This is a genomic window from Nitrospira sp. Vd2, assembly GCF_979581665.1.
In genome coordinates this window covers 33,160-54,276 of record NZ_CEFZSK010000003.1, presented here as the reverse complement: position 1 = coordinate 54,276, position 21,117 = coordinate 33,160, and the positions used below count along the sequence as shown (strand labels likewise).

The window sequence follows — 21,117 nt, the reverse complement described above, 5'->3', positions numbered from 1 at the left end:
GGGCCAGGAGAGGACGGCGATGCAATCTGCGCGATCACATGCCTCTCGGCGTAGCCGGGATGCCATGACTCACCGGAAGGCGCGCGCTGACCGACTCGCAAATCGCAGCCCGCAGCAGTTGGAGCAGTTGTCCTTGATCGATCGGCTTGGACAGCCACGCATAGACGCCCGCGCTCACCATCCCCCCGGTAGGAGTCGAGACTTCTCCCGACATCACGATGATAGGAGTCTCGGGTTGGAGCTGTCGGCCCTGGGCGGCCAGCTCAATGCCGTTCATCCCCGGCATCCGGTAATCGGTAATGATCGCGTCGTACGGCCGCTCGTGTAGTCGCGCGATCGCGGCCCGACCGTCCTCCGCCACATCGACCTCATAGCCGGCTCGCGTCAACAGCACGCTCAACACATGACGGACCGGCTCCTCATCATCCACGACCATGACGACTGATCGGTTCATGGCGAACACTCCTTCCCTAGCCCGCTTGGATCACCACCTTGGGTGAATCGTCACAGAGTCGCGCGCCATACGGTCACGTGACCAGACGCGCGGCGATGGCATGGCGGGCGGACCTCGTCCGGAGCTTGACCGGCAGCCGTACACGGTTCGCGCGAATCAACGCATCGTCGATGTGGCCGCAGTTCAAACAGCGGGCGCCCGCGAATCCCTCCTGAGTGCTCCGCTGATCCACAAATTCCTCGATCACCATCGTGCCGCTACACCGTGGACAGATCATGACGGCCTCCCTCGTGGACGTGTCGTTAGAAGACATCCGGGGACTCGGGCTCCTCACGACGTTATGGTCCCGCGGCAAGCATCACCTCGTAGTCCCATTGCATTGGAGTCAAAGAGACCCGGCCTTTGCGGTTGAGACGGTGCAATGCATCCAATAACTCGCGCCAGGTGTACTGCGGGGCAGCCTCGGCCATGGAGAGAAAGGTGAGACGACGGTGGGATCGCAGGAGGCGGAGGATGTGGACCTCGATGTTACGGTCCGGCCGGCCGTGACGAACGGTCTCCATAGGTCCTCCTTGGTTGGGCGAGTGTGTCGCTTTAACTGAGGCGGGCGATGCAATAGTTGGTCCGCTTCGGCATTCGAGACCCTTGGCGAGCACAGACATGATCATGTACGCCAGAAATCGTGATGGCGCATCCCTGGCGCTTTAGGGCGCCGACACCCAGGCCGGACGCCTTGGCGTAAACGTCCGCACAGTGCGACGCGTGCAAAAGCGCTCGACGGCGAGAAGGAGATCGGTGGTAAGTACGTATGCAGTGAGTTGACGGATACTCGCGAGAAGCGTAGGATTCAACGCGAGAGAACCCTGATGGGATTTTCACTCATGACGAATACGACGCTTCATCGTGCGATTGTCTTCACTGCCGTCCTCGTCGCGTCCCTTCCGCTTTCGAGTGTCGTCTTCGGCGAGATGAAGGACTGGGGCGGACGTCGTGATCCGGCTAGCCCGCTGTTTGGTGCCACCGATCCGCTCCTGAGCAGTCTCCGAGCCAATGAGGAGGTGGGTCGGTGGTTTCATCAGCAACAACACCGCGCCCGGCCGGATCCCAATTTGCGCCAGTTGCGGACCAGGCGGCCGGAGCCTGGTGAAGTCGAAGTGATCCGCGGCGAGGAACTGATGCCGATCGAGGACCCGCTCAGAGCGACGTTGCGCAGCACTTTGCCGCATAATCCATAGCGCGGACTGTGGCTCACCTAAACCTCATGCCGACGCCTCCATTCCCTCGTCCGATTGTGGCAAGTGGCCTCCATTCTCAGTGTCCCCCATGTGCCAAAGGGCGGCAGACGAACACGAGGCACGTTTTGTGATTACCTCTGATTGATACTGTCTGATTACCGCCGTGCGTCGCGGAGGGCCAAGCTGATGAGGAAAAGTGTGTTAACGTAGGCGGTCCATGGTTCGCGCCTCACTCAAAAACCCCTACGCCGTCATTGCGATCAGCTTGATCGTCGTCATGTTGGGCGTGGTGTCCTACCAGAAGATGGTCGTGGACATCTTCCCGGAGATCAACATGCCGGTGGTCGCCGTCGCGACGTTTTACAAAGGCATGGGGCCGTCCGAGATCGAAGGGGCGATTACCCTGCGCTTGGAGCAGGCCTTTCTCCAGGCCTCCTACATCGAGCACATCGAATCCCGGTCACTGCCGGGCGTGAGCCTCATCAAGATCTATTTTCATCCGTCGTATGACGTCAATGCCGGATTGGCGGAGATCACGAGTCTGACCTACGCCAACCTCCGCTATTTGCCGCAAGGCATCTTTCCGCCGATCATCATCAAATTCGGCGCCGCCAACCTGCCGATTGCGGTCCAGACGACCAGCAGCGAGACCCTCGGGGAAAAGGAAGTCCGCGACCTCGCCTATTTCACCGTCCGGCCGCAGCTCGGCAACGTGCCGGGCATCATGTACCCCACCACGTTCGGCGGGACGGTCCGGCAAATTACCGTCTTCCTCGATCGCGAGCGGATGCTGGCGCGCGGCGTCTCGACTCACGAGATCGTCGACGCGGTGAACTCGCAAAGCGTCCTGTTGCCCGCCGGCGACGTCAAGATCGGCGACCTCGACTACAACGTCTATACGAACAGCATGATCAAAGTCGTCGACCAGATGAACGACATCCCGATCAAGATCGTCAACGGCGTACCGGTCTTTCTCAAAGACGTGGGGCGCGCGGTCGATTCGACGATGGTGCAGGTCAATATCGTCAACATCAACCAGCGCCGGGCGGTGTACCTGCCGATCATGAAACAGGCGGGCGCCAATACGCTGGAGGTGATCGACGGCATCAAGGCGATCATCCCGAAATTGATCGGCCTGCCGAAAGACGTCGATGTCAAACTGCTCTTCGATCAGTCCCTCTACATTCGTCAGGCGATCGACACGGTGCTGCACGAACTGGCCCTCGGCGGCGGCCTCGCCTGCCTCATGGTGCTCCTGTTCCTCGGCAGCGTCCGCTCGATGCTCATCGTCGCCATCGCGATTCCGCTCTCCCTCGCCGCGGATTTCATCTGCCTCTATTTCACGGGGCACACGGTCAACATCATGACCCTCGGCGGCATGGCACTCGCGGTCGGACGGCTCGTCGACGACGCGATCGTCGTGGTGGAGAACTTCCACCGCCACTTGGAGATGGGAAAAACGTCGATGCAAGCGGCTGGGGACGCGGTCAGCGAAGTCGCCATGCCGATGTTGGTGATCACCATCACCGTCTTTCTCGTATTCCTGCCGATTGCGTTCTTCACCGGCATCATCAAGTTCTTGTTCGTACCGCTCGCATTGGCCGTCGCCTACGCCATGATCGCGTCCTACCTCGTCGCGCTGACGGTCGCACCGGTGGCGATGGAACGCCTGCTGCGGCACACGCATGTCCGTCACAGCGCCTCAACCCCACAACAGTCCATGAACAGTGGATCGAGGCCGTCTGGTTTCGGCCGCATGGTCGCCCTCTGGAATCGGCTGAACCTGTTCGACCCGTTCGTCGACCGCTACGTCCACGTGCTCCGATGGTGCCTCGCGCACAAGGCGCTCGTGATCATGACGGTGACGCTCACGTTCGTGGGATCGCTGTTCATGGCCCCGCTGCTGGCCACGGAATTCTTTCCGAAGGTCGATGCCGGGCAATTCATTCTCAACATTTCCGCGCCGGAAGGGACCCGAATCGAGAAGACCGAGGCGATCGTCAAACAGATCGAAACCCTCGTGCGGGAAGAGATCCCGGAATCCGAACTCGAGCAGGTGGTTGCTAATATCGGCTTGCCCCAGGGGTGGATGGTGCTCTATAGCCCCGTGAACGGGCCACATCAGGCGTTTCTCCTCGTCAGTTTGAAACGGGAGCATGCCGTCCGCACCGACGACATCATCGATCGCCTGCGGCCCAAGCTCGCCCGTGAGCTCCCCGGGCTCAAGTTCTCGTTCCAGACCGGCGGGATCGTGAGCGACGTCATCAACGCCGGAATGCCGGCGCCGATCGACATCAAAGTCAGCGGACCGAAGTTGAACGTCCTGGCCGACACGGCAAACCAACTCCGCGAACTCGCCGCCGCCGTCCCCGGCACGGCGGACGCGCAAGTTCGCCAAGGGATGGACTACCCGGAGATTCATTTGGACATCAATCGAGCCAAGGCCGCGTATGTCGGGCTCGATGAAAAGCAAATCGTGACGGATCTCATCACCGGTCTCAGCTCCAACGTCACGCTGAACCCCGGGTACTGGATCGACCCGCGATCGAATAACGCCTACTTCGTCGTCACGCAGTTCCCCGAACAAGTGTTGGTGCGGTTCGACGATTTCTTGAACATGCCGCTGGTCGGCAAACAGGTGCAACATCCGGCGATGGCGGTGAGCGGCACCGGCGGCGTGCGAGGCAGCTCGCTCGTCATGGGTCAAACCCCGTTCCCGGAGCGGCCGACGCTGCCTGGCAGTGGCGGCGTAGACGGGCATCTCTCCCCGACCGTCCTGCGTGACATCGTCGATGTCACTCGCAAGACCGGGCCGGAAACCGTCGATCACTACAATTTACAACGGACGATCGACGTGCTTGTCGGCGTACCAGGGAACGACCTCGGTCGCGTGGCCGGCCAGGTTGAAGACGCCATCGCGAAGTTCAAGCTGCCGCAGGACGTTAAACTCGACTTCAAGGGTGAGATCGACAGCATGCGGGCGGCGCTGAAGGGATTCGCCGGCACGCTGCCGTTGGCCATGATCCTGATCTATCTCGTCATGGTGGGACTCTTCCGCTCGTGGCTCGACCCCTTCGTGATCATGTTCGCCGTTCCGCTCGGCTTCATCGGCGTCATCTGGATGTTGTTGGCCACCAACACGTCCGTGAACGTCGAATCGCTCATCGGAACGCTGATGATGATCGGCATCGTGGTCTCCAACAGCGTGCTCTTGGTCGATTTCGCGAACAACCGGCTGATGGAAGGCATGCCGTTGGAGGACGCGGTGGTCGAGGCGGGGCGCCTTCGCATTCGACCGATTCTGATGACCTCATTGGCTACCGTGATGGGCTTGACCCCGATGGCGTTCGGCCTCGGCGAAGGCAGCGAAGCCAACATGCCGCTCGCGCGGGCCGTGATCGGAGGGCTCCTGGTGTCGACCTTCATGACGCTATTGTTCATTCCCGTGCTCCATGCCATCGTCCGGAGGCGCTCGGCGGGCACATTCGCTGTCGCACCGAGCGGCGGTCGAGACAAACATGATGCGAGAGAAGACGACCAACAGCCATGAGCCGCGCCGCCACTCACCTTGACAGGACCGGGACGCCGCATGCAGGCTAAGACAACACCCTATCCCTCGACAACCGATCAGATGACGCCAGCCGGCCGACGACGGATGATCACGTGGTCCCTAGGAGGGATCGCGTTGCTGGTCGTCGCATTCCTGATCGCGCAAGGCCAACATCAAACGGCCTCTTCCCCGGAGCGAACCGGGCTAGCCGCCGAACAAGGCGAGCGCATCCCCGTACAAGTCGCCAAACCCGTCCGGCGTGACATGACCCTTACCTTGACGCTGCCCGCGAACATTTCCCCTTGGTATCAAGCGACGCTGTATGGGAAGGTCTCCGGGTACTTGAAATGGATCGGCTTCGATAAAGGCGACACGGTGAAGGAAGGCCAGTTGCTGGCCGTGATCGATGCGCCGGAGATCGAAGATCAGTATCGCCAAGCGGAGGCCGATTACGAGATCAAGAGAGTGACGTACGAGCGCTATCTGGGCGTCTGGAAGGAGAACCACGACATCATCGCCAAGCAGGACGTCGATGTGGCCGGCGCCGCGGCGGAAGCCGCCAAGCACCTGCGCGACAGCCGGAAAACGCTGCTTCAGTACACGAAGGTGTTTGCACCATTTTCCGGGACCATTACCGCGCGGTTCGTCGATCCGGGCGCGCTGATCCAAGCGGCCACGGGATCGGCCACTCAGGCGGTCCCGCTGTTCACGATCATGGACTTGAGCACATTGCGGGTCTACGTCAGCGTGCCGCAGGAAGCCGCCCTGTACGTGAAACCCGGCATCCCGGTCGTGATTACGGTCAAAGAAGCGCCGGGCAAGGAATTCAAGGCGACGGTGACGCGGACCACCGAGGCGCTCGATCCGGCGACCCGCACGCTTCTGGTAGAAGTCGATTTGCCGAATCCGAACCGCGAACTGCAACCGGGCATGTTCGTGAATGCCACGCTGGCGCTGCAAGAACACAAGGACGCCCTCGCAATTCCGCCGGCGGCGATCGTCAACGGGCAAGAAGGCAAGGCCGTCTTCGTCGTCGAGCAAGGCAAGGCGCGTCGCGCGAAGATCACAACCGGCATCGACGATGGCGTCTGGGTGGAAGTTCTGGAAGGCTTGACCGGGAATGAGGATGTGGTCGTCGTCGGGAAATCGAAGCTGAACGATGGCTCGTCGGTCGCGGCATCCGCCTACAACCTGCCGGCAGGGAAGCCGGCGAGTCAAAAACTTTAAACGATTGAGCCCGCGCGTGAGCACGATCCGCCGCGCTGTCCTCCTGTTGCTGTTGCTCATCATCGGCTTCGGTGCGCATCCCTCCTTGGGCCGCGCGGAGGTCCCGGAGGCCAGTTCATCCGCTCGGACGTCGCTGCTTGCGCCTGATTCCTTCATCACCCTCGATCGAGCGATTCGTATCGCACTCGAGCACCATCCGGCGCTCGAGCAAACCCGCTACAAGTCGCTCGCGGCCCAGGCGATGACCAAACAGCGCAAAGGTGATCGGTACCCGTGGCTGGAGGCGTCGGTGGCCGGAACGACCGGCTCGCTGAGGATCGTGACCTCCGACGGCCGGACGATCCACGATCAAGGCGGCCACGGCTTCGATCCCGGCGGCGCGCTCCCGCACCACAACCAGAACATGCTGACCGGCGGTCTCATCCTGAACCAACTGATCACCGACTTCGGCTACACCGCCCATCGCATCGAGGCCAGCCAGGCGACGCAAGCGGCGTCCGAGAAAGAGCAGCTGACGAAAAAAGCCCTCGTGATTCTCAACGTCCAGAAAACGTACCTGGATTGTCTGCTTCGCCAAGCCCTCTTGTCCATCGCCGAGGAGACGGTCAAGCGGCGGACCGCCGTCCGGGAACAAGTCGCGGCCCTTCACAAACAACAGCTCAAGTCGAAAGTGGATTTGGATTTGATCGCCGTCGAGGTCGCGAACGCCGAGCTTGCGGTGATCGAAACTCGGAACGATCTACAGAAGGCGTTCGCCGCGTTCAACAACGCGATGGGGCTCGACGCGACCCATCCGTATCGGCTGCAAACCGTCTCGTTGGAAACGGTGCCGCCGCCGGAACTCGAGACCTTGGTTCGGGAAGGGTTGGAGCATCGGCCGGAGCTGCTCGGCGGCCGCGACAAGATTCAGGCGAACGAGGAATTGCTCAAGGCGATGCGGTCCCTCAATTACGGCTCGTTGACCGCCGTCGGCACGATCGGCGTGACGAAGTACTGGGACACGCACGACGGTGGCATTCATGACAATGAAGTGGCGCCGTTCTGGGGCGCCGGTGCGACCGCGCGCTTCCCGCTGTTTACCGGCTTCAAAATCCAAAACCAAGTCAGTGAAGCACGACATCTCAAGTCCGAGGCCGAGCAGGACCTGCAGAACGTTGCCAACGATGTCGTCCTTCAGGTGATCCGTGCTCATTTAACTGAAGTCACGAACATCGAGCAAATCCGACTCGAACAGGAGCGCGTGACGGTTGCGAAGGAAGCGCTCCTGCTCGCACAGCAGCGCTACCGGCTGGGGCTCAGTCCGATCCTGGATGTGATCCGCGCGACCACGATGCTCTTTGAAGCCGAATCACGACTGACGGAAGCGCAATACATCTATAAGACCGGCCAAGTGGTGATGGCGTATGCCGCCGGTCAAGACTACCGGCGGTACTAACAGGAGTTCAAAGATGTTGATGAAGACAGCCGGGATGGTTCTCACGGCATTGGGCTTGATCGGTGCAACGTTTGCCTTCGCCGCCGAACGCTCATCTGCCGACAGCCGGCCGGAGACCTTGTCGTTCGAGGACGCGATCCGCCGCGGAGTCTCCCACCATCCGTTGCTCCGCATCGCGCAGCACGACGTCTTGCAGACCATGGCGACAACCAAGCAGGTCGAGGCCGCGAACTACCCGTGGATCACCGGCGTCTTCGCCAATACGGCGGGAAATACGCGCGTGCTGGCCAATCTCGGCATCTCCGGATCACTGCCCAAGCCGACGAACTATTTGACCACTCCCGGCCTTCGCGTCGATCTGTTGATCACCGATTTTGGATTTACCGCGCATCGCATTCTGGCGAATCAAGCGTTGACCGCGTCGGCCGAAAAGAACGTCTTGATCACCAAAGCGGTCGTCATCCTGAATGTCGAACATGCCTACATCAATTCGCTGAAGCAACAACGGTTCGTCGACATCGCACGTGAAGTGCTGAAGGAACGCCAACTGATGCGCGATCAAGCGGAAACCCTGTACCGTCACAACCTGCGATCGAAGCTGGACTTCGATTTTGCCGTTGTGGAGGCCCAACGAGCGGAACTGGCGCTGATCAAAGCCGAGAACGACCTGGCGGCGGCATATGCCAATCTGAGTTACGCGATGGGTGTGCAGGGCCGAGAGGCCTATGATCTTCAGCCTCTGCCGCTCCAGCTCAAGACGCCGCCCGAGATCGAGCAACTCTTCCGTGACGCGATCGCGCACCGGCCCGAATTGTTGGGCAACGAGGATCGAATCCGCGCGGCTGAAGAGTTCGTCAAGGCCGCCCGCGCACAACGGTTCGGCACGATCAGCGCGATCGGCACGACGGGGTACACCTGGTGGGGGCGCGAGGAACGGCCCAGCGGGAAAGAGGTCAGTAACCCCGGGGCACAACTGGGATGGTGGGGCGCGGGCGGCACCAGTTCGTTTCCGCTCTACACCGGGGGTCGCATCCAGGGACAGATCGAGGAAGCGGAAGCGCGGAAGGGTGAAGTGGTCGCGAGCGCGCGCGCGATTGCGAACGATGTGATGCTGCAGGTGGCGCGGGCCTACTACAGCCAACTGACCGCCGCGCAGCGGATCGCCGTCGACGAGGAGCGGGTCGCCCATGCCAGAGAGGCGCTGACCCTCGCGCGAGAACGCTACAAAACCAACCTCGGTTCCATCCTCGATGTCACGACGGCGACGATGGATGTCCTGAACGCCGAGGTGAGTCTCGCGGAGTCTCAGTACAACTACCGACTGAGCGAAGCGGCCGTCGCGTACGCGGTGGGAACGGAATATGGGCGGTACTGACGCGAGGGGCGGCCTCATGGCGGTTGCCCTCATCCTTGCGCTCGCCCTCAATGCGATGCCCGCCATCGCCCAAGAGAAGACCGAGGTTCCCCTCGTCAAGGGCGCATTTCTCGGGTTCCGGACGGCCGTCGAGATCGGTCTCGATCGGCATCCGATGGTGAAACGCGCGCACGAAACCTCGATGGCGGCTCAGGCCGTCGTCGCTCAAGCCAAGGCGAAGTACTATCCGCAACTCGACGCCTACGCGATTCAGACCGGCGGCACGATTCGTCCCCTCAGCGCGTTCAACATTGCGGGTGCTCAGAACAAGCCGACGTCGTATGTCGAGAACGCCGGCTTTCGGGCCGATCAGCTCATTTACGACTTCGGGCAAACAGCCCACCGCGTCCTCGCGGAACGGGCGAGCCAGGAGGCCAGCGAGAAAGACATCCTCACGAACAAGGCGCTGGTCATTCTCCGCGTGCAGCAAGCCTACATCCATTGCCTGCGCCTGCAGCGACTGATTCAGATCGCGGAGGAAACCGTCAGGGAACGAGGCGTCCTATATGGTCAAATCAAAGCCTTGTACCAACGTGAGCTCAAATCGAAACTCGATTTCGATCTGATCTCGCTCGAATTGCGCAACGCCGAGGTGCAACTGGTCCAGGTCAAGAACGAACTGCGGGCGGCCTTCGCCGACCTCAACAACGCCATGGGCGTTCGCGGCCCCGAGGAATACACGCTCGAAGACGTCGCGCCTCCGGCCCCCCAGTCCGCCACATTGGAATCGCTCGTGCAATACGCCTTGGAGGACCGACCGGAGGTGATGCGCAGTGCCGACCGCATCCGTGCCGCCGAAGAACACGTGCGCGCGGTGAAAGCGCTGAACTTCCCGACGATCTCGGCGACCGGCATGTCCGGCGTCATTCATTTCAGCGACGCTCCAGTCAATCAATACGGCGGCGCCCACTCGGGCCAAACCAATCTCTGGTGGGGAGCCGCGGCCGTGCTGTCGGTGCCCCTGTTCACCGGCTTCATAATCGAAAGCCGCGTGGCCGAATCGCTTCAGCAAAAATACAAGGAAGAGCAGAGCCGCCTCGATCTCGGCAACAAGATCGCGTTGGAAGTGACCGAGGCGTATCTCGGGCTGCAAACCGCCCGGCAGCAGATCAAGGTGGAGGAAAAAGAAGTCGAAGCCGCCAGGAGCGCGCTGACGCTCGCCAAGGAACGCTACCGCCTCGGCCTCTCCTCCATTGTCGATGTGACGACGGCCACCACGGAAGTCTTGGCCGCCGAGGTCCGCTTGGCCGAAGCCCGCTATGCCGTCCAAGCGAACACGATTGCGGTCTCGTATGCGGCGGGAAAGGGTTACCGGGAATTTTAGGGGGATGGAAGAAGGTCCGACTCCTCGGCGCGACAGGTACATGACGGCTGCCGACCGATGCGCCATCAGGCGCCAGATTCAATCGATGTGTAGCGTGTGATAGTTTGACAATACGCAAACCTCCTTCTTACGATCACAAGTAGGAGGCGGAGGCCCCATGTGGCGACGCGCCATTGGACTCTTCAACGACCTGCCGATTGAGCGGAAGCTCCTCCTCACGTCGGTCATTCCGCTCGTCGCGCTGATCCTGCTGACCGCCACGACCTACCGCAGTGTTCGGACCTATGCCGACCATGAAGAACAGTTGAATCGCGTCTATCTGACGCAACGAACCGCGGCCGAGTACATGCGTCTGGTCGTCGATATGGAAAGTGGATTCCGTGGCTACGTGGTGACCCGCCAAGAGGGATACTTGGAGCCGTATCGCTTTGCACACGGTCGCATCCTGAGCGTCGGCGACTCGCTCGAGCAGATGGTGGCGGGCCACGCGCCCCAAGCCGCGGCCGTGCACGAAGCGCAGCGCCTCGTCAAGCGCCTGATCAGCGAAAAGGACGGCTTGATTCAAAGCGTCAAGACCGGCCATTACGCGGAAGCGCTCAAGTACGTCGAAGAAGGCCGCGGCCGGTCGGTGATGCTCAAGATCCGCGAGCAGATGAAGCAGTTCGACCGCCTGGAGCAGGACACGTTGAACGACGCGCTGACCGGCATCACGGAAGCCCGCACGTCGATGATCCTCAACATCTTCGGCGGCTCGATCGTGGCCATCTTCGTGATGGTGCTCGCCCTTCACTCGATCGCGCGGTCCATTACCGGTCCGCTCGTCACCTTGGCCAAATCGGTCCGCTCCTTGACGGGCGCGACGTTACCCGATGTGCCCGTCCTCGATCGCGGCGACGAGATCGGGAAGCTCACGCGCGTGATGAACGCGATGAGCCGCGAAGTCCGGACCCACGTGGCGAAACTTCAGCAATCCGAGACGGAGCTGCGCACCGTCAACGAGCATCTCGCGGCGTCCGAGTCGAAATATCGCAGCATCGTCGACCACGCGCCGTTCGGCATCTTCACGACGAGCGGCATGGCGATGACGTTCATCAACCGCTACAACCGCATCCTCGCCGGCCTGGACCCCGATCAAGAGGACGACCCGGAGGTGATTCGCGAGCTGTACCACCCCGAGGACCGTGAGCGGGTCTTGAACGAGTTCGAGCAGGCCGTCAAAGCCGACAAGCCGTGCGAGACCGTCTTCCGCTTCCTCCACAAGGACGGCACCGTCCGCAAGGTGCTGAGCCGTCGCATTCCGATTCGCGACGAACACGGGAAGACGATCATGTATCAAGGCTTCAATATCGACATCACGGCGTTGGATCAAATGCAGGCCCAACTCAGCCGCGCCGAACGGCTCGCCACGCTCGGCCAAGTGGCCGCCGGCATCGCGCACGAGATCCGCAATCCGCTCGTCGGGATCGGATCGACGGCGGCGCTCCTGCTCGACGATGCCGACCCGCGCGACCCCCGTCGCGCCGACTTGGAAGTCATCCTGAATGAAACGCGGCGGCTCGACCGAATCGTGAATCAGATCATCGACTATGCGCGTCCCCGCGAGGTCGCGCCGATGCTGTTCCCGCTCGGCGAAGTCGTTCAGGAAGTGCTGAAGCTGATAGATGCGTCCATCGCCGCCAAGCATCTCGTCGTCCATCGGCGACTGCATCCGATGCTGCCCCAACTCCACGCCGACCGGGATCAGCTCAAGCAGGTCCTGCTGAACCTGTTGCAGAATGCCATCGAAGCGATGCCGGACACCGGCACGTTGACGGTGACGGCGTTCGAATCGCGGCGCGATCACCAACCCGGCATGGTCATCGACGTGGCCGATACTGGGCCCGGCATTGCGCCTCAGGACTTGCCGCACGTCTTCAAACCGTTCTACACAAGCGGCAAACATCGCGGCACCGGTCTCGGCCTCGCCATTTGCCGCAATATCATCGACGCGCACGGCGGCGATATTCAGCTCACCAGTGAACCGGGCAAAGGGACGACGGCCCGTATCTGGCTTCCCTTGCGACAGCAACCACGAGTCACGGCGGCGTAGGGTCGTCGATCGAGGATTCTATGCACGCCACGATCTTTGTCACCGACGATGAACCGGCGATCCGCAGCTCAGTCGTCAAGCGTCTCTCCCAGCGCCAGCATCGTGTGGCCGGGTTCGACTCGGGCGAAACCTTGCTTGCCGCGCTTGAGCGCGATATCCCGGATCTGATTTTGCTCGATCTCAAAATGCCCGGGATGTCGGGACTCGACACGCTCAAAGAGATCCGGCCCAAGTCTCCGCAGTCGCTCGTCATCATGCTGACCGCGTACGGGACCGTCCAGGACGCCGTGGAAGCGATGAAGCTGGGCGCCTATGATTTCGTCATCAAGACCGTCGATTTGGAAGGGCTCGATCAGGTTGTCGACCGCGCGATCGAACTCCTCGCACTGCGCCGGCGCGTCACCTATCAAAGCGAACGGGAGAGCGACCAGTTCGCGATGGACAATCTCATTGCGGAAAGCGCGGCCATGCAGCAGCTCGTCGCGCAGGTGCGCGAGGTGGCGCAGAACCCGAAGAGCAGTGTCCTGTTACTCGGTGAGACGGGGACGGGCAAGGAATTCATCGCGCGCGTGCTCCATCACAACGGCGTCCGGAGCGGCTCGCCGTTCATCGGGGTCAACTGCACCGCCATCCCGAGGGAGCTGTTCGAAAGCGAGCTCTTCGGCTACGAGCGCGGCGCATTTACCGGCGCACACCAGCGCAAGCTGGGCCTGTTGGATCGCGCCGAGGGCGGCACGCTGTTCTTGGACGAGATCGGCGACCTCGATCTCGGCATGCAGGCGAAGCTGCTGCGCATGCTTCAGGAACGGACGTTCCGCCGGCTGGGCGGCACGGAAGACATCGCGGCGGACTTTCGCTTGATCGCCGCCACGAACCGGGACCTGAAAAAAGAGGTGGCCCGCGGTGCATTTCGGGAAGATTTGTATTTCCGTCTGAACGTGGTGACGTTCGAGTTGCCGCCGCTGCGGCGCCGCGTCGAAGATATCATCCCGCTGTGCATGCAGGCGCTCGTCCGCTACGCCAAGGAATTCGGAAAGGACGTCGTGGAAATCGATGCGGATGCCAAGCGCCTCCTCGAACGCTATAGCTATCCCGGCAATATCCGCGAGCTTCAAAACATCATCGAACGCGCGATGATCTTCTGCCATGGACGCACACTCACGGCGAGTTGTCTCCCGCGTGAGCTGCACGACAGCGCCCAGCAAACCGCCGTGTCGATCTCGCAAGGTGAAGAGCAGGTCGTCCGTGTGGAGATGACGCTCGGCAAGCAGACGCTCGCAGACGTCGAAGAGGCGGTGATCGAAGAAGTGCTCCGCCTCGCCGGGTACAATAAGAGTCTCGCGGCCAAGCATCTCGGCCTCACCCGTTTCGCGCTCGACCGGCGGCTCAAGAAAATCGCGGACGAGTAGCGCCGGCTCGACAGCCCGCCCGCTCCGGCCTCCGAAGAATTTACACGCCCGTAATTCCAGCTTTCCTTGGCAGTAACATTGCCGTCGTATCTTTCTCATATGGAACGTGAGAGAGCCTGTGCGGTTCACCTCACCAGGGGCCGACTGCGGATCAAGGGGGCGGCGGTCAAAGGCTCGCGGGCAAGAGCGACAGCCGCCGAGCGCCGGCTAACGAAGGTACACGGCGTCCACCGCGCGACGGCGGACCCGACGACGGGCAGTATTCTGATCCTGTTCGATTCGAGCGCGACCAATGCCGACGCCTTGCTCGATGCTGCGGCAGCATCAGGCTGCTTGCCTGCTGTCCCACCTTCCAGAATGGAATCGAGATGGGCGGACACGATCGCGGCGATGTGCGTGAACCACCTGATTGAACGAATGCTCCTGGCCATCCTCTAGAGGATCACCGTGGTCGCGATCATCATCGTTATGGGCCTGGCCGCAGTCGGCGCCCCTCTTGCGAAGACGTGGTATCCCCTGTTCCGAACGACACCTAGAATGCAGGACATCATGAGCCGGCACGCGAGGCCGGATGAAAGGAGACCAGGATGATTAGGACGACCTCACTGATGACACGCCAGCTCGTGACCGTTCCGCATACCGCGACGGTCATGGATGCCGCCTCGTTGATGCGGGAGCGCCGGATCGGAAGCGTCTTCGTAGAGCGGCACGGAGACATTGTCGGTATCGTGACCGAAGCCGATATCGTGCCCGCGCGGTGGCTATCGGGCATATGCCCGGATTCATGGCCGTGGCAGCGATCATGAGCAGCCCCGTGATCGGCATCGAGGGCCATCGCCCGATCACCGAGGCGGCCGATCTGATGGAGCGGCATCAGACCCGGCATCTCGCCGTGCTCGATCATGGGATGATTGTCGGCGTGCTTTCAGTGAGGGATTTATTGCACCCGGTGTCCATCGACGAGTTTTGACGGAGGGAACCCATGAAACGGTTGGCCACCTCGCTTCTCTACAACGATCTCGGCGACCTCGACGTGACGGCGCTCTGGATTAGGGGGATCCAACTTGTGTTGAGCCTCTTGATCCTCACCATCCTGCTGGCGCTCGTCGGCGGGACCATCAAAACCGCGATCGACCTGACGTTGCTGGTGCACATGCCCCTGGAAGTCGCCTTGCGGCAGATCGTCATCGACACCCTGCTCCTCCTGGCCGTCGTCGAGGTGTTCAAGACCGCGTTGACGTATTTTTCAGAAGGACGCGTCAAGGTCACGTTCATCGTCGATACCATCCTCGTCGTCATGCTGACCGAAGTGATCTCCGAGTGGTTCAAAGGCATTGACGTTCAGCGGCTCACCATCCTCGGAGGGATCCTCCTTGCTCTGGCGGCCATCCGCGTCGTGGCGGTGCGATGTTCCCCCGCGAACGGAGACGCGCTCGCAGAGTGATCAGGGAAAATTTACCCGGCCGTAATACTCCCATGACGCCGATGTCACAGTGGGATGTCAATGTCACAGGCACCACAGCAAGGAATCGCCAATGAACAATGATCGGACACAGCCAGACGAGAATACGTGCTCGCGGCATCCCACCACAGAGCCGACGGGCATCATCATTCTCTCGGCGAGCTCTTTGCAGATCGTCTACGCAAACGAACGCGCCCAGGACCTGCTCCAACAGCGATGCGTCGACGGGGGAAGCGGACTCTCTGGACCGATCATGGCGTTTTGCCTCGATCTCCTGGAGGTGCTCGACGAGCGCGGACGTACCGAACGATTCAGGTCATTTCACATGCAGCGTGAGGTCGCCACAGATCACGGGCCGCTCAGCCTGAGAGGGGTCGGCTTATTCGTTCCTGACATGCTCGGGCGCACACGCCTGTACGTCCTGATCGATCACCCATCGGTCGTCAACAGTGACCAGAGTCAATGGAGGTATCATCATGCGTAAACCCATTTCACGCTCGGAGCATCTCGTCCTTCGAGCCTTGCACGACGCGGACGTTCTGTCGATGGAAACGCTTGTCGAGCGGCTTCCCGAGCTGACCTGGAACGAAGTCTTTCACGCGGTGGACCGGCTCAGTCGCCACGGCGACATCGAACTTCGGCGTCGTGGATTCGGCTACGAGCTGTCCCTCCCACGGATCACACGCCTCTCGGCGTAACGCCACCCCGACCGCGAAACGGCGGGAAAGCTGACGTCACCGTGTCGGCTTATGCCTGTCGTCCCCCGCCTTTCTTTACCCGACATGCGTCCCGCGATTGTTGTAAAGTAGAGGCATGACGAAGCTGGCGGTCATCGACGTCGGGACGAACTCGATCCATATGGTGCTGGCCGAGGTCGAGCCGGAAGGGTCCTACAAGATTCTGGACCGCTTCAAGAACATGGCGCGACTCGGGGACGGCGCCTTTCAACGGCGCCGACTGTCCGCGGCCGCGATGGCGCGCGGGCTCGACGCAATCCGGAGTTTGGTCACGCTGGCCAAGAACAAGGGGTACGAACACATCGAGGCCGTCGCGACAAGCGCGGTCCGCGAGGCCAAGAACGGCGGCGAATTTCTGGAGACCGTCCTCCGCGAAACGGGTGTGACCATCCGGGTCATTTCAGGCCTTGAAGAAGCGCGACTGATCTACCTCGGTGTCCGGCATAGCATCCAATTCGATGAGCGCCCGGCGATGCTGATCGACGTGGGTGGTGGGTCGGTGGAACTCATCGTCGGCAACCGCGAACGCATGCTCCACGGGCAAAGTCTGAAGCTCGGCGCCATTCGCCTCAAGGACCTCTACCTGCGCCGTGATCCGCCGTCTGCAAAGATCGTGGCACGGATGGGCCGCGCGATTGAATCCGACTTGAAGGAGGCGCTCAAACGCGTGAAGGCGCGGTCCATCATTCGGCTGATCGCCACCTCGGGGATGGCTGGAAATTTGGCCGAGATCGTCCATCTCCGGCGCACGGGCCGGCCTCTCCCCCAACTGAACCTTGCGACGATCACGCGCAAAGATATTCAGGCGGTCGAGAAGCTGTTGGCGCGATCACCGCTCAAGACCCGGCTGGCAATTCCAGGATTGGACCCAAAACGGGCCGATACGCTGCTGCCCGCCACGATGGTGATCCGCACCTTGATGCAACTCCTCGATATCGACACGCTGACGTTGAGCGACAAGGCGATTCGCGAGGGTCTGATCTACCGATTTATCGAGCAGCACCGGGAAGGCCTTCGCGCAGAGCAAGAAATCCCGAACGTCCGGCGACGGAACGTCGTCTTCTTGGCCCGGCGCTGCCATTCCCCGGAAGGCCACACGCGCCACGTCGCGAAACTCGCGACGCGCCTGTTCGATGAGACACGACGGCTGCACCGCCTTGGCGAGCACGACCGCGAGCTTCTGGAATATGCGGCGTGGCTGCACGACGTGGGCTACCTGATCAACTCGCGCCAGCACCACAAGCACGCGTACTATGTCATCAAGCACGCCGACCTCGCCGGCTTCTCATTGGAGGAAATCGAGATGATGGCGAACATCGCGCGCTACCATCGACGCGCAGTGCCACGGGCCGCGCATCCAACCTTCGCGGCGATGACCCGCGAACAGCGGCGGAGGCTAAAGGTCCTCAGCGCTTTGTTGCGCATCGCCGATGGACTCGACCGCACGCAATTCGCCGTCGTGCAGGACCTGCGGGTGACGCTCGGGCGGCCGGTGGTGGTGTCCTTGCGCACGGCGGCCGACGCGGAACTTGAAATGTGGGCGGCCCGCAATCGCGCCGATCTGTTCGAGACGCTCTTCAAGCGCCCGATCCATTTTACGGTCACTCGAGTGGGAGAAACGACATGACGGCACCGCTGCCGACCTTTCAACAGCCTCACCCTTTCCCCGGCAAGCTGATCATCGTCGAGGGCATCGACGGATCGGGGAAGAGCACGCAACTGCTCCTGCTGCAAAAATGGCTGGAATCGCAAGAGCACAAGGTGTTTTTTACCGAGTGGAACTCCTCGCAACTCGTGCGCGAGGCGACGAAGCGCGGAAAGAAGAACAAGGCGCTGACGCCGACGACGTTCAGCCTGCTCCATGCGACCGATTTCGCCAGCCGGCTCTATCATGAAATTCTGCCGCCGCTCAAAGCCGGGATGGTGGTGCTCGCCGACCGATACGCCTACACCGCGTTTGCGCGCGACGCCGTCCGTGGCGTCTCGCGGGATTGGGTGCGCAAGCTCTACAACTTCGCGATTCGCCCCGATCTGGCTTTTTACTTCAAGGTCCCGATCGAGGTGGCGATTAGCCGATTATTGGGCGGGACACGGGCGCAGTTGAAATACTACGAAGCCGGCATGGACATGGGCATCAGTCAGGACATGGCGGAGAGCTTTCGCATCTTCCAGTCCAGAATCTTGGCTGAATACGACAAGATCGTGGAGGAATACGGCTTGACCGTTATGGATGCCACCAAGGACATCGAGACGCAACAGAGCGAGATGCGTCAATTGGTGTCCAAAGCCTTGGAGCACTACCGACCGAAGCGAGGCACATATGGGAAACGGACATCGGTATTTTGGCGACGGTTTGCCATACCTCAATCTGAGTGACCTGAAGGGCAAGTTAATCGCCATCGAGGGGACCGACGGGGTCGGCCGCTCCACGCACATCGACCTGCTGCAGGAATGGCTCGAGGTCCAAGGTTATGGCGTCGTGACGACCGGCTGGACGCGGTCCACGTTGATGTCCAAGACGATCGAAGCCGCCAAGCAAGGCAACATCCTCGATCGCTGGTCGTTCAGCCTGCTCTATGCCACCGACTTCGCGGATCGCCTGGAGCATCAGGTCATCCCCGCGCTGCGGTCGGGCTTCATCGTGCTGGCCGATCGCTACATTTATACGGCCCTCGCGCGCGATGCGGTGCGCGGCGGCGATCGCAAGTGGATTCGGGACGTGTTCGGCTTCGCGGTCGTCCCCGATCTCGTCTGCTATCTCCGTATCGACGTCGACACGCTCGCGCTGCGCGTGATCGAAAGCAAAGGGATGAACTACTGGGAATCGGGGATGGATTTGCGGTTGGGCGTCGACCTGTTCGACAGCTTCAAGAAATATCAAAGCCTGCTGATCGGGGAATTCGACAAGATGGCGGAGGAATTCGCCTTCAAAGTGATCGACGCGCGCAAATCACCCGAAGAGATTCAGGACACGCTTCGCACGATCATTCAGCCGATCTTGCAGAACGCACGGACGCCGGCAGCCATCCCAGCCGCAGCGGAGTCTCCTATCGCCGCGCCAGGAGCCTGAGTTGCCCCGGCGGTAACCACCATTCCAAGAGAGCTTCGCCCGGCTTGACCCGGCGTTCGACTCGCAGGCAGCACGCGCCGGCTTTCTTGAACCGCAGACCCGGGACGGGCGCGCCAACCAGCAACGTGCCCGCGAGCGAGCTGATATTCGGCTCATGTCCCACGCAGACGATCGTCTCCTCAGCCCCATATCCGGCAAGGACCGCGAGCACGCCCTCCGGATCGCCTTCCGGACACAGCGCACGCGACGTCTGGACGGCGGCAGAGCATTCGAGGACCTCTTGCAGGATGACGGCCGTTTGCTGCGCGCGGACCAGGGGGCTCGCCATGATTCGATCCGGTTCTATCTTGAGCCGCCGCAGGCCATAGGCCGCCTGCCTCGTTTTGTCTTCGCCCTCATCGGTTAAGGGCCGATCCGCATCCGATCCGCGCCACTCCGAAGCCTCTACGGCAATCCCGTGACGGACTAAAATGATCTGCATGTATTCACTCCCATGACAGCATCTCCGACTCAGCTCACCGAGGAACGAGCGGCGCCAAAACCGCCCGTTGCCTGCGGTGCCGCGTTCGCGCGATGATAGCGCATGAGTCGTGCCCGAATCATCAATTCCACACCGCGCTATCGCGCGACCGCGCGGCGGGCCGTCCTCCGGCTGATGGCAGGAGAGCCGGCGCCGGACACGCTCCATCGGCTCCGAACGAACCTGCGCCGCCTGGAAGCGTATTTCGAGTTGATCGGGGATCACGAGCGAGCGGCGGCACTCCGGCAGCTCGTATCCCGCCTGAGCCGGTTGCGCGCTCTTCAGGTTTTCTCGACGTATTTGGAGACAATCGACGCACCGCACCGCGATCACCGTCTGGTTCAGGAAGGTCTGGAGAAAGCCCGCGCTCGCATTGAACGCAAGCGGTGGCATCAGCAGATCGAGACGTTTTTGGCCGAGCTGCCGATCGAGGGACGCTTCGTTCCACCCGAGTGGGTGGCGGCACGTCTCCGCACGCTTCGTCAGGTCGACATCAACGCCCTTGCCCTTCAGGCGCTCGCCACGGACGCCGCTCGCCATGCAACGCGTGCCGTGCTGCATGAGCTACGGTTGCGCGTCAAGACCATCCGATATCAGGAGGAATGGGCGAATGGACGCCTCGGCGAGTCGACTCTGCTCTCAATGCTCAAGCAGATGCAGAAGGTCCTCGGCCGTTACGAAGAACGGGCTCAATTCCGGAAATTGGCGAAGCGCTACGGCCTAAAATCGAGGAAGGCGATCGTCAAAGACTGGCGTCGCGAGCGGGCACGTGCACGCCGGATCATCGAGCAGCTTCCGTCGCTGATCGAAGCACTACGATCGCCCACGGACGCTATTGCTCAATCGAGCGCGTGGCGCGCACGTCGGCTCGAAAGCCCGGCCAGGCCGTTACCGGTACTCACTCGATAAGTCCGGACCACACGGCGCGACCGGCGTACACCCGGTCGGCGCATCAGGGCCGATATGAACGCCGCCGGGCGACATTTGCGGGTACGCGTTCAGCGTCGATCGCCCCGAGCCGGCCGTCGAAGAGGACGACATCGGCGGTGAGGTTTCGGCCGACGCACCCGAAAAGCGATTTCCTCCCGTCTCCCGCTCGACACCGCTGCATCCGCTCAGCAGCATCACTGCGCTCGCTACAATCATCCCTCGCATAGTGCCTCCTTTTCTCCCTCGAGAAGCAGGGCAAGC

The 21,117-nt window shown here is 61.5% G+C and carries 23 protein-coding genes; 18 read left to right on the top strand and 5 right to left on the bottom strand.

The annotated features are described in order from the left end of the window. Positions 1-34 precede the first annotated feature (34 nt). The 3 genes from AC1U7K_RS01765 to AC1U7K_RS01755 form a co-directional block, all read right to left on the bottom strand. Positions 35-454 (bottom strand): response regulator, encoded by a 420-nt coding sequence (locus AC1U7K_RS01765; RefSeq protein ID WP_480249079.1) that lies wholly within the window; start codon positions 452-454, stop codon positions 35-37. 73 nt (positions 455-527) lie between these two features. Continuing rightward, the gene (locus AC1U7K_RS01760; RefSeq protein WP_480249078.1) at positions 528-731 is read right to left on the bottom strand and encodes a hypothetical protein; all 204 of its coding nucleotides are present in this window, start codon (positions 729-731) and stop codon (positions 528-530) included. A gap of 61 nt (positions 732-792) precedes the next feature. Beyond that, positions 793-1,017: a hypothetical protein gene (locus tag AC1U7K_RS01755; protein WP_480249077.1), complete on the bottom strand. Its 225-nt coding sequence runs from the start codon at positions 1,015-1,017 to the stop codon at positions 793-795. 303 nt (positions 1,018-1,320) lie between these two features. Here AC1U7K_RS01755 and AC1U7K_RS01750 point away from each other — a divergent pair, with 303 nt between their 5' ends. The 17 genes from AC1U7K_RS01750 (at position 1,321) to AC1U7K_RS01670 (ending at position 19,406) form a co-directional block, all read left to right on the top strand. After that, the gene (locus tag AC1U7K_RS01750; RefSeq protein WP_480249076.1) at positions 1,321-1,689 is read left to right on the top strand and encodes a hypothetical protein; all 369 of its coding nucleotides are present in this window, start codon (positions 1,321-1,323) and stop codon (positions 1,687-1,689) included. Positions 1,690-1,906: 217 nt separating this feature from the next. After that, entirely contained in the window at positions 1,907-5,239 is a 3,333-nt protein-coding gene (locus AC1U7K_RS01745) for an efflux RND transporter permease subunit (RefSeq protein ID WP_480249075.1), read from the top strand. 39 nt (positions 5,240-5,278) lie between these two features. After that, the gene (locus AC1U7K_RS01740) at positions 5,279-6,466 is read left to right on the top strand and encodes an efflux RND transporter periplasmic adaptor subunit (RefSeq protein ID WP_480249074.1); all 1,188 of its coding nucleotides are present in this window, start codon (positions 5,279-5,281) and stop codon (positions 6,464-6,466) included. 16 nt (positions 6,467-6,482) lie between these two features. Continuing rightward, positions 6,483-7,901 (top strand): TolC family protein, encoded by a 1,419-nt coding sequence (locus AC1U7K_RS01735; RefSeq protein WP_480249073.1) that lies wholly within the window; start codon positions 6,483-6,485, stop codon positions 7,899-7,901. 13 nt (positions 7,902-7,914) lie between these two features. After that, positions 7,915-9,276 carry a TolC family protein gene (locus AC1U7K_RS01730; protein WP_480249072.1) on the top strand — a complete coding sequence of 454 codons (1,362 nt, stop codon included), beginning with the start codon at positions 7,915-7,917 and terminating at the stop codon, positions 9,274-9,276. A gap of 16 nt (positions 9,277-9,292) precedes the next feature. Beyond that, entirely contained in the window at positions 9,293-10,639 is a 1,347-nt protein-coding gene (locus AC1U7K_RS01725) for a TolC family protein (protein ID WP_480249071.1), read from the top strand. A 157-nt stretch (positions 10,640-10,796) separates the two neighbouring features. Next, the gene (locus AC1U7K_RS01720) at positions 10,797-12,728 is read left to right on the top strand and encodes an ATP-binding protein (RefSeq protein WP_480249070.1); all 1,932 of its coding nucleotides are present in this window, start codon (positions 10,797-10,799) and stop codon (positions 12,726-12,728) included. Positions 12,729-12,748: 20 nt separating this feature from the next. Next, a complete protein-coding gene (locus AC1U7K_RS01715) occupies positions 12,749-14,137 on the top strand; it encodes a sigma-54-dependent transcriptional regulator (RefSeq protein WP_480249069.1) in 1,389 nt (462 codons plus the stop codon). Positions 14,138-14,236: 99 nt separating this feature from the next. After that, complete coding sequence (locus AC1U7K_RS01710) at positions 14,237-14,575, top strand: HMA2 domain-containing protein (RefSeq protein WP_480249068.1); 339 nt, start codon at positions 14,237-14,239, stop codon at positions 14,573-14,575. Between the two features lie 149 nt (positions 14,576-14,724). Beyond that, positions 14,725-14,943: a CBS domain-containing protein gene (locus AC1U7K_RS01705; RefSeq protein WP_480249066.1), complete on the top strand. Its 219-nt coding sequence runs from the start codon at positions 14,725-14,727 to the stop codon at positions 14,941-14,943. Continuing rightward, positions 14,940-15,107 (top strand): CBS domain-containing protein, encoded by a 168-nt coding sequence (locus AC1U7K_RS01700; protein ID WP_480249065.1) that lies wholly within the window; start codon positions 14,940-14,942, stop codon positions 15,105-15,107. Before AC1U7K_RS01705 ends, AC1U7K_RS01700 begins: the two co-directional genes overlap by 4 nt. 12 nt (positions 15,108-15,119) lie before the next feature. Next, positions 15,120-15,581, top strand: coding sequence for a phosphate-starvation-inducible PsiE family protein (locus AC1U7K_RS01695; RefSeq protein ID WP_480249064.1), 462 nt, complete (start codon positions 15,120-15,122; stop codon positions 15,579-15,581). A gap of 91 nt (positions 15,582-15,672) precedes the next feature. Then, complete coding sequence (locus AC1U7K_RS01690) at positions 15,673-16,083, top strand: hypothetical protein (protein WP_480249063.1); 411 nt, start codon at positions 15,673-15,675, stop codon at positions 16,081-16,083. Beyond that, positions 16,076-16,297 (top strand): hypothetical protein, encoded by a 222-nt coding sequence (locus tag AC1U7K_RS01685; RefSeq protein ID WP_480249062.1) that lies wholly within the window; start codon positions 16,076-16,078, stop codon positions 16,295-16,297. Before AC1U7K_RS01690 ends, AC1U7K_RS01685 begins: the two co-directional genes overlap by 8 nt. Positions 16,298-16,412: 115 nt before the next feature. Next, positions 16,413-17,963 carry a Ppx/GppA phosphatase family protein gene (locus AC1U7K_RS01680; protein ID WP_480249061.1) on the top strand — a complete coding sequence of 517 codons (1,551 nt, stop codon included), beginning with the start codon at positions 16,413-16,415 and terminating at the stop codon, positions 17,961-17,963. Then, a complete protein-coding gene (gene tmk, locus AC1U7K_RS01675; protein ID WP_480249060.1) occupies positions 17,960-18,712 on the top strand; it encodes a dTMP kinase in 753 nt (250 codons plus the stop codon). The genes AC1U7K_RS01680 and tmk overlap by 4 nt, the downstream gene beginning before the upstream one ends. After that, positions 18,690-19,406: a dTMP kinase gene (locus AC1U7K_RS01670; RefSeq protein WP_480249059.1), complete on the top strand. Its 717-nt coding sequence runs from the start codon at positions 18,690-18,692 to the stop codon at positions 19,404-19,406. The genes tmk and AC1U7K_RS01670 overlap by 23 nt, the downstream gene beginning before the upstream one ends. On the opposite strand, the gene sixA is transcribed toward AC1U7K_RS01670, so the two are convergent. Then, a complete protein-coding gene (sixA, locus tag AC1U7K_RS01665; protein WP_480249058.1) occupies positions 19,384-19,887 on the bottom strand; it encodes a phosphohistidine phosphatase SixA in 504 nt (167 codons plus the stop codon). The two genes, AC1U7K_RS01670 and sixA, sit on opposite strands and share 23 nt — an antisense overlap. A 102-nt stretch (positions 19,888-19,989) precedes the next feature. On the opposite strand from sixA, the gene AC1U7K_RS01660 reads away from it, so the two are divergent. After that, entirely contained in the window at positions 19,990-20,835 is an 846-nt protein-coding gene (locus AC1U7K_RS01660) for a CHAD domain-containing protein (protein WP_480249057.1), read from the top strand. Here AC1U7K_RS01660 and AC1U7K_RS01655 read toward each other — a convergent pair. Next, complete coding sequence (locus AC1U7K_RS01655) at positions 20,815-21,081, bottom strand: hypothetical protein (protein ID WP_480249056.1); 267 nt, start codon at positions 21,079-21,081, stop codon at positions 20,815-20,817. The genes AC1U7K_RS01660 and AC1U7K_RS01655 overlap by 21 nt on opposite strands. Positions 21,082-21,117: the final 36 nt, after the last annotated feature.